This window comes from Pseudoalteromonas rubra (assembly GCF_004212645.1).
GTDB classification, from domain to species: Bacteria; Pseudomonadota; Gammaproteobacteria; order Enterobacterales; family Alteromonadaceae; genus Pseudoalteromonas; species Pseudoalteromonas rubra_G.
Map to the genome: position 1 here is coordinate 81,233 of NZ_PPUZ01000012.1, position 15,254 is coordinate 96,486.

The following is a 15,254-nucleotide window of genomic DNA, read 5'->3' on the forward strand; positions in this document are numbered from 1 at the left end:
AATGATCTTCCCACTTTAACTGTCGTATACTAAATTACGCTTTAAATTGAATGCTTTTAAGGAGTAAACCATGCTGAACCAACTGAAAAAACACTTTGTCAGCGCCCGGACCTTTGCCGTTATGGCAAGTTTACTGATGCTCAGTGCCTGTGGCACTACACCGGATTGGGACTACGACAAGTCTGTTGAGTTTGCCAACTACAAAACCTATGCCTGGTCAGCTGAAGCCAGCTTGCAGGCCCGTCCGCAAAACTATCAAGTCAACGGGCTGATGGAAAAACGCATTCGTAACGCCATTACCGAGCAAATGGCCAGCCAGGGGTTCAAACTGACAGACCCGGCTCAGGCAGATATATTGATCAACTACCACGTTGCCGTCGACAAAAAGCTTGAGGTAGATACCTTTAAAGTCAGCTACGGCGCACGCTGGAACTATTGGGGCTGGGGCGTCGACCACCACACCACAGCAAGAGAATATAAAGTCGGTACACTGGTGGTCGATATCATCGACCGCACTTCTAATCAGCTAGTCTGGCGCGGTGCCAAAGAAAGCCGTTTGCGCGCAAAACAAACCCCTGAGCAACGTACCGAGTCGGTCAATAAAACCATTGCCGAGATCCTGGCAAACTTCCCGCCTAAAGTTCAGCATTAAATAGCCACAAAAAAGCCAGTGCTTCTGTTGATAGCACTGGCTTTTTACTGTCTGTACAACTAATTAAAACTGATAGCCAAACTTCAGATAAAGCTGACGACCCAATGCGCTGTGAGTCTTGTTATCAATCCCCATAGATTCAGACGGAGCCAAAGGCGCCTCTTCATTAAACAGGTTTGACGCGCCTATAGTCACGGTCAGTTTGTCATAGCCGACATAGCTGACGCTGGTATCAACCGTGGTCCAGGAATCAATTTCATATTTATCCCCGTTGCTGTCTGCCAGGTCAAGATTCTTGTCGACATAGTTAAAGCTCAGGTTGGCAACAAAATCATCCATTGACCAGTCAACGCCAGCTGTCCAGCGGTATTTAGGATGCTGGTACTCACCATTGAGATCTTCAACCACAGTGCTGGTATTACCTGCATCATCACTTTCAAACGACTGCTCTTCAAAATTCAGCGTATAAGTAAGGTTGTAGTTAAAGCGCAGCTCACCCATGTCAGACGTGTTAAGCAAATATTCGATGTCTAAGTCCAGACCATCGGTTTCACGGCCACCAATGTTCACAAAGGTATCATTGATTTCCAGAATACGGCCTAAGGTGCTGCCCTGACTCGGAGCACGTACCACCAGGTTTGGATCGGTTCCGCAACAGTCGACCAGCTTTTGCGCACCAATTTTTTTGATCAGATCTTCCTGATCATAGTTCCAGTAATCCACGCCTATGCTAAAGGTATCCGTCGCCTGCCAGATCACACCCAGGTTGAAGTTTTCCGATTCTTCTGGCTGCAATAGCTTGTTACCGGCAACGATGGCGGTATATTCGGTTGGCGAACAATCGGCATCGGCGCCAGTCTGCTTACACCGCTCTTTATCGATTACGCTAGGCGATTCGTCGGTGCGGCCCAGGTGTAACTGAACAAGTGAGGGCGCGCGGAATGCTGTGCCCCAGGAGCCACGTACCACAACAGAATCGATGGGTGTCCAGCGAAAAGCCACTTTAGGATCTGTAGTATTACCAAAATCACTGTAATCTTCATGGCGCAGTGCTAACTGAAGTTCCAGGTTTTCCAGTAATGGCGCACTGAATTCTGCAAACACCGCGGTATTGTCCCGATCACCGTTCGCTTGTGTCGCTTCGGTACCAAAGATCTCGCCCCTAAGGTACTGGTTATCCGGGTTATCTTCTATTTTTTCATAACGGTGCTCAAAACCAAACGCCGCCGACACGTAGCCATCGCCAAATTCAAACAATTCACCAGAAATAGTACCATCGAGTGATTGCATAGTCGAAGAACCATATCGGGTGGTAGTCGTTTCAAAGAAATCCAATCCTTCCTGTGTGTTAGTGCTGGGTTCGAATGGATTCCAACGGCCTTCATCAATGGCTTGTTGCGCAAGACGTTTATTGGGGAAGCCATCAAAGCCTTTTTCAACCGCGCTGGAGCGAATGGCAGAGTAAGCAAACTCCCACTCCCAATCCTGCCACTGACCGCGCATGCCCATAACCGCACGATAGTATTCTGAATCAACGTCTTTTTTACGGTTACCAATATCCACCGTACGGCGTCGCATTGAGATATCTACACCATGCAGGAAGTGATCTGGCTGATTGGCCAAAGGGTGGTTCGGGTTATCACCCGCCATGGTGAGTTCAGTAAAGCTTGGGCTGGCAGCGCCCTGAATAAAGGTCGAAGCATGCTGCGCCGAAAACTCTGCAAAGCCCTCTACGCCATCCATGATCTCCTGAACACCGTTGTAGTTAAAGGTAACCCGCTCGGTTGAGGGCACCAGGCTCATATGTGGCGCATAGTCATAACGGCATATATCGCCGATTATCATATCTGCAGGACAGACATCATTGCCCCACACGTCAGCGAACAGGGTTTGACGAACCTGAGTGCCGTCATCCTCAGTACGCACGACTGGCAGGCGTGCCCATTGCTCGTCACTCAATGAGGCACGCTCCACTTCAATACTACCAGGGAAGCCTGACGAGCTCAGTGAATTATTACCGCCGCGGAAGGTCTGATCTGCTGTGGCCGTGTAATCCCGATCTGAGTAGAACACGTCGCCACGTTTGAAGTAATCAAGTGTAAAGTTGTGATGGCCTTTGTTGGTAGAGTTACCCCAAAGTAAGGTAAAGTTCTGCTCTTCACCACCGCCATCTGCGGTGTCAGAGACTTTAGCCGCAACTTCAAATCCGTCGATATCATTGCGCAAGATGATGTTAATCACACCCGCTACCGCATCTGAACCATACGTTGCTGATGCACCATCTTTAAGCACATCAATACGTTTTACCGCAGAAACCGGGATGGTATTTAAGTCTACAAATGAGGTTTCAATGTCTTTTGCAAACGGGCTTACAGCCACCCGTCGACCATTAATCAATACCAGAGTCGATGATGCACCAAGGCCACGCAGCGCCACACTGGAACCACCGTTTGCTGTGTCATCACTGGAGTTACCCTGAGTACTAAAGGTACCTGTGCCCGCGACCGGAAGTTTTTGCAGGGCGCCTATCAGATCGGTTGAACCTGTGGCTGCCAAATCGGATGCTGAAATGGTTTGAACCGGTGAAGGCCCTTCCATATCGGAACGTTTAATGTGCGAGCCGGTCACCTCGATGCGTTCGACTTCGCCTTCTTCTGCCAGGGCTGTCTGAAAGCTACCAGCAAGGACTGTTGAGACTGCCAGTGCAGTGAGTGTAATCCCCTTTTTCATTCTTACTCTTCTCCATAGTGTTAATTATATTTGTAATTACCAAATATTTTATAACATATAGAAAACACTTTAAGAACACATAAATATACAAGGCAGAAGCTGGAGTTACTAAAAATACACATTTGAGTGCTTGATGCAGACACTGACTCAGTATCCATGGCGCTGTATCGGCCTGTGCGGAGAGATCAAAAAACCCGACACATCTGGTCGGGTTTTTATTGCATTATTTATTGCATTAATAACGGGTATTTAGATAGCCGTATTATTGATGTTTTTAATAAATTGCTTAACAGGTACATCATTGCACTTTAGGTTGCGTGCCTGATGACGGTATTTGTTCAGGCTAGACAGCCCTTCTTTGGCTGCTTTTAGACATAGTTCAGTCGCAATTGTGCCGTTTTTGGCTACCAGTTTTACTTTCGCCTGGCTGTCAGCTGACTCAGCGTCAACCTGCTTGGCAAATGTACGAATGTCTTCACCGTTACACTCAAGTGTTTTAGAAAAACGTGATACGAATACACCGTGCTTTGCGCCATATACACGTGCAGCACTCAGACCTTGTTCCGCCGCGATAGCACATACTTTCGATTCTGGTGACGCGTTAGCGCTCACAACCTGTGCCCCAGAGGCAGCAGTAGCTGAAAAAGATGCAACCGAGATCAATGTAACAAGAGAGAGAGACTTAAACATAATTTACCCCAAATGAACGAATTGGAGCGCATTATATATACAAGTTTTGCCGTGTAAATGGTAAAACTCAACTTTCCTGATCATTTAATAGCCTATTCACAACTCCCTAATCAGGCGCTTTAAAGCGGTTACAATTTTCGCGTTCATTAACAAAAACAGCGGATATAAACCGCCGCACTTGGCACGATAATGGGACCTGCGCTCAAACCGATTAAAGGCCCAACAGGACGAGGGAAAATCACGCTAGCCCCCTCCATTCACGCAGACAAAAATGATAGACTTGGCACACTGACTATATGCAAATAAAGAACAACAACGATGAAAGTTATCTCATTCAATATAAACGGCCTGCGCGCTCGCCTGCACCAGCTACAAGCCCTGATCGATAAACACCAGCCCGATGTTATCGGCTTGCAGGAAATTAAAGTGCATGACGAAGCCTTCCCGGTCGCGGATGTTGAAGCGATGGGCTACCACGTGTATTTTCATGGTCAAAAAGCCCACTATGGTGTAGCGCTGCTCTCTAAAAAGCCTGCAAAGCAAATCCAAAAGGGCTTTGCAACAGACACGGAAGAATCGCAAAAGCGCATGATCATTGGCACCTTTGAAAGCGACAGCGGTGAAGATATCACTATCATGAATGGTTACTTCCCGCAGGGTGACAACATTAACCACGAGACCAAGTTTCCGTACAAACGTCAGTTTTATGCCGATCTAATGACCCACCTGAACAGCACTGCCGATAACAGCGAACATCTGATTGTCATGGGTGATATCAATATCTCTCCGATTGACTTGGATATTGGCATTGGCGAGCCCAACCGTAAACGCTGGCTGAAAACCGGTAAGTGTTCATTCCAGCCCATCGAACGTGAATGGCTGCAAACATTGCTGGACTGGGGCCTCAAAGATACCTTCCGCGAGCTCACGCCAGACGCCTGCGAAAAATACTCGTGGTTTGATTATCGCTCTAAGGGCTTTGATGACAATCGCGGTCTGCGTATCGACGTTGTCCTGGCCACCGAGTCTTTGATGGCAAAATGTGTTGAAAGCGACATTGACTACGAGCTGCGCGGGATTGAGAAGCCCTCAGATCATGCGCCTGTCTGGGCAACTTTTGACTTGTAACTAATATGTTCACCGCGCTTATCGCCACGGGCCTGTTCGCCCTGAGCATCAACAAACAACAGTATCAGACACTACTACAGACGCCGGCAAGACAAACCGGCGTGCTGGCCAGTGCGCTGGTGCTGGCGCTGTTGTGGCAGATACAGGCAGGGATTTTACCCCAGCTTTCTATTCATATTCTCGGGATCACAGCGGTAACGCTCACGCTTGGCTGGCATATGGGCCTGCTATGCAGCACGCTGGCCACGCTGCTTAGTTATTTCCTTGGCCCTATGCCCATCGACAACCTGTGGACATTTTGGCTATTCACAGCCCTGCTTCCGGTCTATCTGAGTTATGGCTTGTTTTTACTTTGCTATCACTTTCTCAGCCGCCACTTTTTTGTCTATATCTTTGTCTGTGCCTTTTTGTGCGGCGGACTGGTTGCTGCCAGTAAGATTATAATCAGTGCGCTATATTACCTGAGTATCGGGCTGTATGACTGGCCTGTCCTGGTCGACAACTACATTTTTTATGCGGTCATCATGTGGTTTCCCGAAGCGATGCTGAACGGAATGGCCATTACCTTGCTGATCACTTACCGACCTCACTGGGTCAAAACCTTTTATGATAGGGATTACTTAGATAAATGACGCTGCATTATCGCTGCCCCATTTGCTCAGCACCTCTGACTGAACACAATAAAACACTGCATTGTGAGCACAATCATCAGTTTGATGTGGCCAAAGAAGGCTATGTTAATCTGCTGCCCGTCCAGTTTAAAAAGTCTCGCCAGCCTGGCGACAATCTGGATATGGTGCAGGCCCGGCGGGCCTTTTTTGCCACCGACCACTACCAGTTTTTACAATCTCATCTGGCTCAGGCCATTGCCGCTTTACCCTGTCAGGCAGTTATTGATATGGGCTGTGGAGAAGGTTTTTATACGCAGGCTATTGCCAACACACTGCCCGCAACAAGCCAGGTGTTCGGCGTCGATATTTCAAAACCGGCTATCCGCTACGCGGCAAAACGCTACCCGCAGGTGCACTTCAGTGTGGCTTCAATTAAAGATACACCCTTTGTTGCCGCTCAGGCAGATGTACTGTTAAGTGTGTTTGCCCCGGTGTTTGCTGATGAAATGGCGCGCTTACTCAAACCGCAAGGCCAGTTACTGGTTGTCAGCCCGGGTCCCAAACACTTGTATGAGCTGAAAACCCATATTTACGATGAAGTACGACTTCACGACGCTCCAGATTGCCCACCGGGTTTTGTCGAAGCAGAGCAAACCCATCTTGAGCAAACCCAGCAGGTGCCCACCGACGTCATCAAGCATTTGATTAAAATGACGCCTTTTGCGTGGAAGTTTAAAGAAAGTCACTACGAGACGCTGGAACAGGCCAACCACCATGAGGTAACTTTTTCTTTTCTGATCACGCGCTACCAAAAAGCCTGATCAGCTTAACCACCGCCTAGCCGATAAAAAAACCTCTGATTTATCAGAGGTTTTCTTTTGCAAATGCTTTGTCCATTTTTTCAAACATATCTTTGAGCAATTTCGCCAGCTCACGATACTTAGGATCCCGGGAGGCATCGGCCTGATAGCCATTGGCCACCATTTTGTGATACAGCTCTTTGTACCAGCTATTGAGGGCTGGATTAAGACGTGTGTCCGCCCGCTTTCCGAGCCATAGCAGGCCCTGCACCGGCAAAGACAAGAAGAATAAAGCGATGGTGATAGCCTGAGGTAAGTAAGCCATTCCCAAGTACGTCGTTTGAACAAAAACCGAAATAATCGCCAACGCAGGCATCACCTGAAGGGCAAATTCAGTCGCTTTGATCACTCTGAATTCGGGAAATAACAGCGTCAATTCCTTGCGCATTGGCCACTCTTTGGCGTACTGACGTCCAAGTTGCACTTGTGAAATAAGACTTTTCTGCATCATAACTCCCGGGTGCAAGGGCAAATTGTTTACTCATTTATTATTGACCAAAATCGGCAACGGACAACTTACATTCAGTCCATTAAAGAACACCAGGCAACACCATTAACGCGTTGCTTACCTGCTATCGGCCAGCAGCCGTTTTGTGATCAATAAAACACTCAATAAAATACGATAAACCCATCGAGACGGCCTAACGTTTCTCAAAAAAATCGGGTAAAATTAACTTTATACTCGTCAATTACACCTTAGTCTAATATGTAGCTAAATGCGCCTTTTCATTTAGCTTAATACGCAATAACAGTTATTGTCAAAACGGATAGTCATTATGTCATCTACCCATGTTCTGGTACTCAATTGTGGCAGCTCCAGCCTCAAATTCGCAATCATCGACCCAAACACCGCTCAGGAACACCTTTCTGGACTTGCTGAACGCCTTGGCGAAAGCAATCCTCAGATCAAATACAAGCACCAAGGTCAAAAGCACACCGTCGCGCTTAATGCCGGTGAAGCCCACCAGATTGCCATCGACAAACTGGTCGAGCTGGTTAAATCCCTTGGCCTGGACAAAGAGCTGGTTGCAGTCGGTCACCGCGTAGTGCATGGGGGTGAACACTTCACACAATCGGCCCTGATAGATGACACAGTACACCAGGCTATTGTCAAAACCGCCGACCTAGCACCGCTACATAACCCGGCAAACCTGCTGGGCATAGACGCCGCCACAAAGGCCTTTAGTCACTTGCCTCAGGTCGCGGTATTCGACACAGCCTTCCATCAGAGCATGGCGCCTACTGCGTACCTCTACGCGCTGCCCTACGAGCTATACAAATCTCATGGGATCCGCCGCTATGGCTTCCATGGCACCAGCCACTATTTTGTATCGACTCAGGCTATCAAAGCATTAGGCCTTGAGCAAAAAAGTTCTCGCATTATTACCGCGCACCTGGGTAACGGCTGCTCTGTATGTGCAATCAAAGATGGTAAGTCGGTCGATACCAGTATGGGACTGACGCCACTGGAGGGCCTGATCATGGGCACTCGCAGCGGTGATATCGATCCGGGCCTGTTTTCCTACCTGGTTAACCAACTGGATTACAGCGTAGAGCAAGTCGACACCCTACTGAATAAGCAAAGTGGTCTGCTGGGGATCAGTGAACTGTCGAATGACTGTCGTACCATCGAAGAAGCCGCCGCAGACGGACACCCGCAAGCAACCTTGGCGCTGGATATGTTCTGTTATCGCCTGGCTAAGCAAATTGCCAGCTTTGCCGTACCGCTGGGTGGTGTGGATGCACTGGTATTTACCGGTGGGATTGGCGAAAACTCAGATGTTATCCGCGCAAAAGTGGTTGAGCAACTGGGCTTTTTGGGTATGGAGATTGATGCCCAGGCAAACCTGGATGCCCGTTTTGGCAAAGCGGGAGAAATTACCTGCACAGGCAATGCGACCAAAGCACTGGTGATCCCGACCAACGAAGAATGGGTCATCGCCCATGATGCCGCGCAACTGGCACAGGAGCAATAAGCTATGAGCCGTCGTATTATGTTGATCCCCATCTCAACCGGCGTTGGCTTGACGTCTGTGTCGGTTGGCCTGGTGCGTGCGCTGGAGCAAAAAGCCGTTGCGGTTAATTTTTTCAAACCCATTGCACAGCCCCGCAAAGAAGATACCGGCCCGGAGAAGTCGACCCTGGTCGTTCAACAAGGTTCGTCTATTTCCCCGCCGACGCCTTTTGAGCTGAGCTACGCCGAGCAAATGATAGGCGATGGCAAAGGCGACGATTTGCTCGAAGAAATTGTCGAACGGTTTGAAAGCGCCATCAATCCGGGTGAAGTAGCCATCATCGAAGGTATGGTGCCAACGCGCCGTCAGCCTTATGCTGGCCGTGTTAACCGGGAAATCGCTCAAACACTGGGTGCGGATATTGTGTTTGTGCTGACCCCGGGCAACGATAGCAATGATCAGCTCGAAGATCGCCTGGAAATTGCCGCCGGTAACTATGGGGGGGTTGACCATGCTCGAGTATTGGGCTGTATCTTTAACAAGGTCAATGCGCCGCTTGATGAAGATGGCCGCGCACGTGCCGATCTGGTCGACCAACACGAGCCGGAACAACTGGAAAACGAGCTCAACCGATTGGCCTCTTTGCCTATCTTCCGCAAGCATCCGTTTATGTTACTGGGCGCCATTCCGTGGGATTTTGATCTGGTTGCACCGCGTGTGGTTGACCTGAGTAACTACCTGGGCGCGGAAGTGATCAATGCCGGAGACATGGCACACCGTCGTTTAAGACGGGTCACCTTTTGTGCCAGAACCGTGTCAAATATCCTGAACCATTTTACGCCCGGCGCCCTGCTGGTCACGCCAGGCGATCGCTCCGATATTCTGGTTGCGGGCTGCCTGAGTGCCATGAATGGCACTAAGCTGGGCGCTATTTTGCTCACCGGCGGTTTTAAACCCGAAGCCAAAATCATGGAACTGTGCGAGCAAGCGATGGCAACAGGCCTGCCGATTTTGGCAACCACAGCAGATACCTGGCGAACCTCTTTGTTGCTGCACAACTTCAACATGGAAGTACCAGCAGACGACGAACAACGTATCGACAAAGTCAAACAGCATAACGCCGATCATATTGACGCCGACTGGTTAGACTCGCTGGCTCAGGGCGTGGCAAAGACGCGCAAGTTATCACCTCCGGCATTTCGTTATTTGCTGACCGATTCAGCGCGTAAAGCCAACAAAACCATTGTACTGCCAGAAGGCAACGAACCTCGTACGATTAAGGCCGCAGCCATTTGTGGCGAGCGAGGCATTGCCAAAACCGTGCTGCTGGGAGATCGCGAAGAAATCGAACGTATTGCCGCCCAACAAGGGGTGGAGCTTAACGACAACGTGACCATCCTCGACCCCCATGAAGAGGTTGAAAAGTACATAGCGCCTATGGTCGAGCTGCGTAAAAACAAAGGTCTGACCGAAGTCGTCGCGGCAGAGCAATTACAGGACAATGTCGTGCTGGGCACTATGATGCTGGCCGAAGATAAAGTAGACGGTCTGGTATCCGGTGCGGTCAACACGACCGCCAATACCATTCGCCCGCCGCTTCAGCTGATCAAAACGGCGCCGGATTCCTCTTTGGTCAGTTCAGTATTCTTTATGCTGCTGCCCGATCAGGTGCTGGTCTATGGCGACTGTGCGATTAACCCAGATCCAACCGCAGAGCAGTTAGCCGATATCGCGATTCAATCCGCCGAATCTGCCGCTGCATTTGGTATTGAGCCGAAAGTGGCGATGATCAGCTACAGCACCGGCACATCGGGCCAGGGGGCTGACGTTGACAAAGTCCGCGAAGCGACGCGCATTGCGCAAGAAAAGCGCCCGGATCTGGATATTGACGGACCACTGCAATACGACGCCGCCATCATGGAAAATGTTGCACGTAAAAAGGCACCAAACAGCAAAGTGGCTGGTAAAGCAACGGTATTTGTATTCCCGGACCTCAATACTGGTAACACCACCTACAAAGCGGTTCAGCGCAGCGCCGATCTGATCAGTATCGGGCCTATGCTGCAAGGTATGCGCAAGCCTGTTAACGACCTCAGCCGCGGTGCACTGGTTGACGATATTGTTTATACCATCGCACTAACAGCTATCCAGGCAGGACAAAACGACCAGTAGTCAGCCAGGCTTATCTGTCGCCCAATACGGGAAGCACACACGCTTCCCGTATTACAACTTGGCAGAATGTGCAGCCAACGGAAAAAGGTTTATTTTGACCATGCTTGGCTATACTATGAAAGAGTCACAAGTGTCAGGGCTCGGATATGTCGAAGCAAACATTGCAGGTATTGCCGCACAATTTTACCATCCATAGTCTGGATAGTGATCAGGCTGTGCCCGCAGCAGTGATGTCTGCTGAGATATTTTTTATAGCCAAAACCTCCGAAGAACTGTCAATCGTTTGCCCAAGCGACCTCAAGTTTGACAGTTTCGCCACCGAGCCACATTGGCGGGCGCTGGAAGTCATTGGTCCGTTGGGTTTTTCGCTGACCGGTATTATGGCCAATATTTCTGGCGTGCTGGCCGCGGCGAATGTGTCTATTTTTTCGATTTCCACCTACGACACTGACTATATTTTGGTTAAAGAAGCACAACTTCCTGATGCCATTAAGGCACTCAAAAAAGACGGATACTTGTTTGTCTGATGCACTTATCACAGCAGATTAATTACGCACCGATTGCGCAAATTGCCAATCCTATCATGCACATTGCCAGTCCCTTTACCGGCAAAGTACACCCCCTGAGCCAGCACCCGGAGCCTTTGTTTGCCAGCGGCATGCTGGGGCCGGGCGTCTGTGTGAAATTAAATACCGCGATGATGCTGGCCCCCTGCCCGGCCAGGGTTGAAAAAATTAGCCAGCAAGGCTGCGAATTTATACTGCGGGCAAAATCCGGGCTGTTACTGCTGCTCCACCTGCTATTGCCAACTGAATATCGCAAAACCGAGCACCTCATCCAGCACAGTTATGGTAAAAAGCAGGTCGCGATGAACGACGTCTTATGTTATTTCGATGTGCCAGGCGATATTGAGATCCTGGGTACCCTGATACTGCTTAATGCAGACAAGCTGGGACCCTGTTATTATCCACTGAATCAAGTCACTGCGGGTAAAGATCCGCTTATTACACTATCCAGGGCATGTAATTTATGACCACTATTATGTACGGTATCAGCAACTGCGATACCATTAAAAAAGCCAAGAAATTCCTCGAACAAAACGACATCAGCTATACCTTTCATGACTACCGTAAAGACGGACTGGACGCGCAAATGCTGGCCGAGTTTGTCGACGCACTGGGCTGGGAAAATGTACTTAACAAACGGGGCACGACGTACCGGGCACTCAGTGATGAAGACAAGCAAAACCTCGACGCAGACAGTGCGCAAAAGCACATGTTAGCTGCACCGGCAATGATCAAGCGCCCTATTTTACTGCACGCAGGCCAGTATCACCTGGGCTTTAAAGCACCGCAATATCAGGAAATTTTCTCGCTATGAGTGAGACTCACAGTGAGGTAGTGGCGCTCGCAAGAGCGCTCATCCAGCGCCCTTCGGTGACACCTGAAGACGCCGGATGTCAGGCCATGATCAACGCGCGCCTGAGTGCGCTGGGGTTTAACGTCGAAGAGCACTTCTTTGTTGACACCCTCAATACCTGGGCGCGCAAAGGCAATGAAGGCCCGCATTTTTGCTTTGCCGGCCACACCGATGTTGTACCCGTCGGCAACGAGCGAGACTGGCGTTATCCGCCATTTTCAGGCGAGATACACGACGGCATGTTGCATGGCCGGGGGGCAGCCGACATGAAAGGGTCTCTGGCTGCCATGGTGGTGGCCACTGAGCGTTTTATCGCACGTTTTCCGAATCATAAAGGCTCGATCAGTTTTTTGATCACCTCAGATGAGGAAGGCCCGTTTATCAATGGCACCACTAAAGTGGTTGATTTACTTGAAGCCAGAGATGAAAAAATAGACATGTGTCTGGTTGGCGAACCCTCATCGCGGGACAGCCTGGGTGATGTGGTTAAAAATGGACGCCGAGGTTCTCTGACCGGGCACCTGACCATCAAAGGTATTCAGGGCCATGTTGCCTACCCCCATCTGGCCAGAAACCCAATTCATCAGAGCACGCCGGCACTGACAGAGCTCAGTACAACACAATGGGACCAGGGTAACACGTTTTTCCCGGCCACCAGCTTCCAGATCTCAAATATCCATGGCGGGACCGGCGCTGGCAATGTAATCCCAGGCAGCCTGGATGTGCAGTTTAACTTTCGCTTTAGTACCGAAGTAACCGCTGAGCAACTTAAAGTTCGTGTCTGTGAGATACTCGACAAGCATAGCCTGGATTACGACCTACACTGGACACTCAACGGCCTGCCGTTTTTAACCGAGCCCGGGCCGCTACTGAATGTGACTCTGGATGCCATCAAAGCCGTGACGGGCATTGATGCTAACCCGGAGACAACCGGGGGTACCTCTGACGGGCGATTTATCGCACAAACCGGCTGTAAGGTGATCGAACTGGGGCCAGTGAATGCCACTATCCACCAGGTGAATGAATGCGTAAGCACAGAATCACTCGACCAGCTTGCTGAAATCTACGAACTGATTTTGGAAAAGTTGCTTACATGAGCCAACTCAGCATACTTGCATCCCAGGCCAGTGGCCTCTGTGACAGCCATTTAGTCCCTTTTGCGGGCTATGCGGTTCACGGCGCAATCCACCGTGATCTCAGTGCGCTGAGTGAGGCAGCTGAGCGAGCCGGGTTTAGTTTCAGCATAGCCTCGGCCCATCGCGACTTTCATCGTCAGTGCCTGATCTGGAATAATAAATTTCAGGGTGTGCGCCCGGTGTTAAACGCTCAGAATGAAGCTGTAGACTTATCTGTGCTGACCCCTGAGGCCTGTGTGCACGCAATTATGCTCTACTCAGCCCTGCCCGGTGCCAGCCGCCATCACTTTGGGACCGACTTAGATGTGTATGCCCGCAATTGCCTGCCAGATGGACAAGGTTTGCAGCTGGAGCCCTGGGAGTATGAGCAAAACGGACCTTTTGCAGAGTTTAATGCCTGGCTGAGTGAACACCTAAGCGAGTTTGGTTTTTTTCGGCCCTACCAGCGTTATCAGGGCGGTGTTGCCGCCGAACCCTGGCATATCAGCCACAGGCTCAGTGCAACAAAAATGATGGAAGCGGTTTGTGTGGAAACGCTGGCTGCTGTGATCCGCAGTCATGACGTGGCAGCCAAACACACTATTTTGCAGATGTTGCCGACGCTTTACAGCCAATACATCGACAACATTTGTGAGTAATGTCAGCAATAGGCGACCCCTATTGCTGCCGGTAATGTTCAAAAAATCGCTGCATCCTGACCATGGCGGGTTCCAGTTCATCCATATGGGGTAAAAATACCAATCGGAAATGATCCGGCTGAGGCCAGTTAAACGCCCTGCCATGCACCAGTAGTATTTTCTCTTCGCGCAACAAGTCCAGCATCATACGCTCATCGTTTTTCACATTGAAATGTTGCGTATCTATTTTGGCAAATGCGTACAATGCCCCCATAGGTTTAACACAGGATACGCCCTGAATATCATTCAGTCCCTGCCATGCAATCTGACGCTGCTCATACAAGCGCCCGCCAGGCTCAATGAGGGCGTCGATAGACTGTACGCCACCCAGTGCCTGCTGAATAGCAAACTGTGCAGGAACGTTAGCGCATAAACGCATAGATGCAAGCATGTTCAGGCCATCAATGAGATCTTTCATCGCCGCTACTTTGCCGCTGAGCACCATCCAGCCCATCCGCAAACCCGCGGCGCGATACGTTTTGGCAAGCCCGTTAAAGGTGATCACGGGTAAGTCGTCACATAAAGACGCAATTGACCAGTGTACGGCTCCATCGTAGAGGATTTTTTCATAGATTTCATCACTGAGCAGCAACAGATTGTGCTCTCTGGCAATGTCTATCAGGCCCTCCAGCAGCGCTTTGCTATACACGGCACCGGTCGGATTGTTGGGGTTTATTAGCACCAGAGCCCGGGTTTTAGGGGTAATTTTGGCACGAATATCGGCCAAGTCAGGAAACCAGTCGGCCGCTTCATCACATAAGTAATGAACCGGTTTGCCGCCTGACAACTTCACAGATGCCGTCCATAACGGGTAATCCGGGGCCGGGATCAGTACCTCATCACCGTCGTTAAGCAGTGCCTGCGTGACCATCTGGATAAGCTCGCTAACGCCATTACCAATAAAGATGTTATCGACACTGATATTTGGCAGGTTTTTCTGTTGGTAATGCTGATACACGGCGACCCGGGCAGAATACAGCCCTTTTGAATCACAATAACCCTGAGCATCCGACAGATTACGAATGATGTCTCGGTGCATATCTTCAGGCATATCGAAGCCAAATGCAGCCGGGTTACCTATGTTGAGTTTAAGGACCTTAGTGCCCTCGTCTTCCATTTTCTTTGCCTGCGATAACACAGGACCGCGAATATCGTAGCATACCCCGTTGAGTTTGCTGCTTTTAGTAATTTTTATCATTATTTCTCCCCATTCAGGCTACTAGA

The 15,254-nt window shown here is 49.8% G+C and carries 15 protein-coding genes; 11 read left to right on the top strand and 4 right to left on the bottom strand.

Translation table 11 applies throughout. The annotated features are described in order from the left end of the window. The first annotated feature begins 70 nt into the window (after positions 1 to 70). A complete protein-coding gene (locus tag C3B51_RS05115; RefSeq protein ID WP_130244380.1) occupies positions 71 to 652 on the top strand; it encodes a DUF4136 domain-containing protein in 582 nt (193 codons plus the stop codon). A 63-nt stretch (positions 653 to 715) separates the two neighbouring features. On the opposite strand, the gene C3B51_RS05120 is transcribed toward C3B51_RS05115, so the two are convergent. Both C3B51_RS05120 and C3B51_RS05125 read right to left on the bottom strand, forming a co-directional pair. Continuing rightward, a complete protein-coding gene (locus C3B51_RS05120) occupies positions 716 to 3,382 on the bottom strand; it encodes a TonB-dependent receptor plug domain-containing protein (protein WP_130244381.1) in 2,667 nt (888 codons plus the stop codon). Positions 3,383 to 3,631: 249 nt separating this feature from the next. After that, positions 3,632 to 4,072, bottom strand: coding sequence for an exonuclease III (locus C3B51_RS05125; RefSeq protein ID WP_125718875.1), 441 nt, complete (start codon positions 4,070 to 4,072; stop codon positions 3,632 to 3,634). A 318-nt stretch (positions 4,073 to 4,390) separates the two neighbouring features. Between C3B51_RS05125 and xthA the strand changes: the two genes are divergently transcribed. From xthA to rlmA, 3 genes are read left to right on the top strand one after another with little or no spacing between them, the layout of a single operon-like run. Beyond that, positions 4,391 to 5,200, top strand: coding sequence for an exodeoxyribonuclease III (gene xthA, locus C3B51_RS05130; RefSeq protein WP_125718873.1), 810 nt, complete (start codon positions 4,391 to 4,393; stop codon positions 5,198 to 5,200). Positions 5,201 to 5,205: 5 nt separating this feature from the next. Further along, the gene (locus C3B51_RS05135; RefSeq protein WP_130244382.1) at positions 5,206 to 5,832 is read left to right on the top strand and encodes an energy-coupling factor ABC transporter permease; all 627 of its coding nucleotides are present in this window, start codon (positions 5,206 to 5,208) and stop codon (positions 5,830 to 5,832) included. Further along, positions 5,829 to 6,632 carry a 23S rRNA (guanine(745)-N(1))-methyltransferase gene (gene rlmA, locus C3B51_RS05140; RefSeq protein WP_130244383.1) on the top strand — a complete coding sequence of 268 codons (804 nt, stop codon included), beginning with the start codon at positions 5,829 to 5,831 and terminating at the stop codon, positions 6,630 to 6,632. Before C3B51_RS05135 ends, rlmA begins: the two co-directional genes overlap by 4 nt. Positions 6,633 to 6,675: 43 nt before the next feature. On the opposite strand, the gene yfbV is transcribed toward rlmA, so the two are convergent. Beyond that, entirely contained in the window at positions 6,676 to 7,119 is a 444-nt protein-coding gene (yfbV, locus tag C3B51_RS05145; protein ID WP_125719001.1) for a terminus macrodomain insulation protein YfbV, read from the bottom strand. A gap of 328 nt (positions 7,120 to 7,447) precedes the next feature. Between yfbV and C3B51_RS05150 the strand changes: the two genes are divergently transcribed. From C3B51_RS05150 to C3B51_RS05180, 7 genes are all read left to right on the top strand, one after another. Further along, entirely contained in the window at positions 7,448 to 8,647 is a 1,200-nt protein-coding gene (locus tag C3B51_RS05150; RefSeq protein WP_130244384.1) for an acetate kinase, read from the top strand. A 3-nt stretch (positions 8,648 to 8,650) separates the two neighbouring features. Beyond that, positions 8,651 to 10,798 (top strand): phosphate acetyltransferase, encoded by a 2,148-nt coding sequence (pta, locus tag C3B51_RS05155; protein ID WP_125781982.1) that lies wholly within the window; start codon positions 8,651 to 8,653, stop codon positions 10,796 to 10,798. Between the two features lie 146 nt (positions 10,799 to 10,944). Next, positions 10,945 to 11,325, top strand: coding sequence for an ACT domain-containing protein (locus C3B51_RS05160; protein ID WP_046003753.1), 381 nt, complete (start codon positions 10,945 to 10,947; stop codon positions 11,323 to 11,325). Further along, entirely contained in the window at positions 11,325 to 11,831 is a 507-nt protein-coding gene (locus tag C3B51_RS05165; protein WP_125718865.1) for a PTS glucose transporter subunit IIA, read from the top strand. Before C3B51_RS05160 ends, C3B51_RS05165 begins: the two co-directional genes overlap by 1 nt. Further along, positions 11,828 to 12,178 carry an ArsC family reductase gene (locus C3B51_RS05170; protein WP_125781976.1) on the top strand — a complete coding sequence of 117 codons (351 nt, stop codon included), beginning with the start codon at positions 11,828 to 11,830 and terminating at the stop codon, positions 12,176 to 12,178. Before C3B51_RS05165 ends, C3B51_RS05170 begins: the two co-directional genes overlap by 4 nt. Continuing rightward, positions 12,175 to 13,314: a succinyl-diaminopimelate desuccinylase gene (gene dapE, locus C3B51_RS05175; RefSeq protein WP_130244385.1), complete on the top strand. Its 1,140-nt coding sequence runs from the start codon at positions 12,175 to 12,177 to the stop codon at positions 13,312 to 13,314. Before C3B51_RS05170 ends, dapE begins: the two co-directional genes overlap by 4 nt. Beyond that, entirely contained in the window at positions 13,311 to 13,991 is a 681-nt protein-coding gene (locus C3B51_RS05180) for a M15 family metallopeptidase (protein ID WP_130244386.1), read from the top strand. The genes dapE and C3B51_RS05180 overlap by 4 nt, the downstream gene beginning before the upstream one ends. 19 nt (positions 13,992 to 14,010) lie before the next feature. Here C3B51_RS05180 and C3B51_RS05185 read toward each other — a convergent pair whose 3' ends face one another. Then, the gene (locus C3B51_RS05185; protein ID WP_130244387.1) at positions 14,011 to 15,228 is read right to left on the bottom strand and encodes a pyridoxal phosphate-dependent aminotransferase; all 1,218 of its coding nucleotides are present in this window, start codon (positions 15,226 to 15,228) and stop codon (positions 14,011 to 14,013) included. Positions 15,229 to 15,254: the final 26 nt, after the last annotated feature.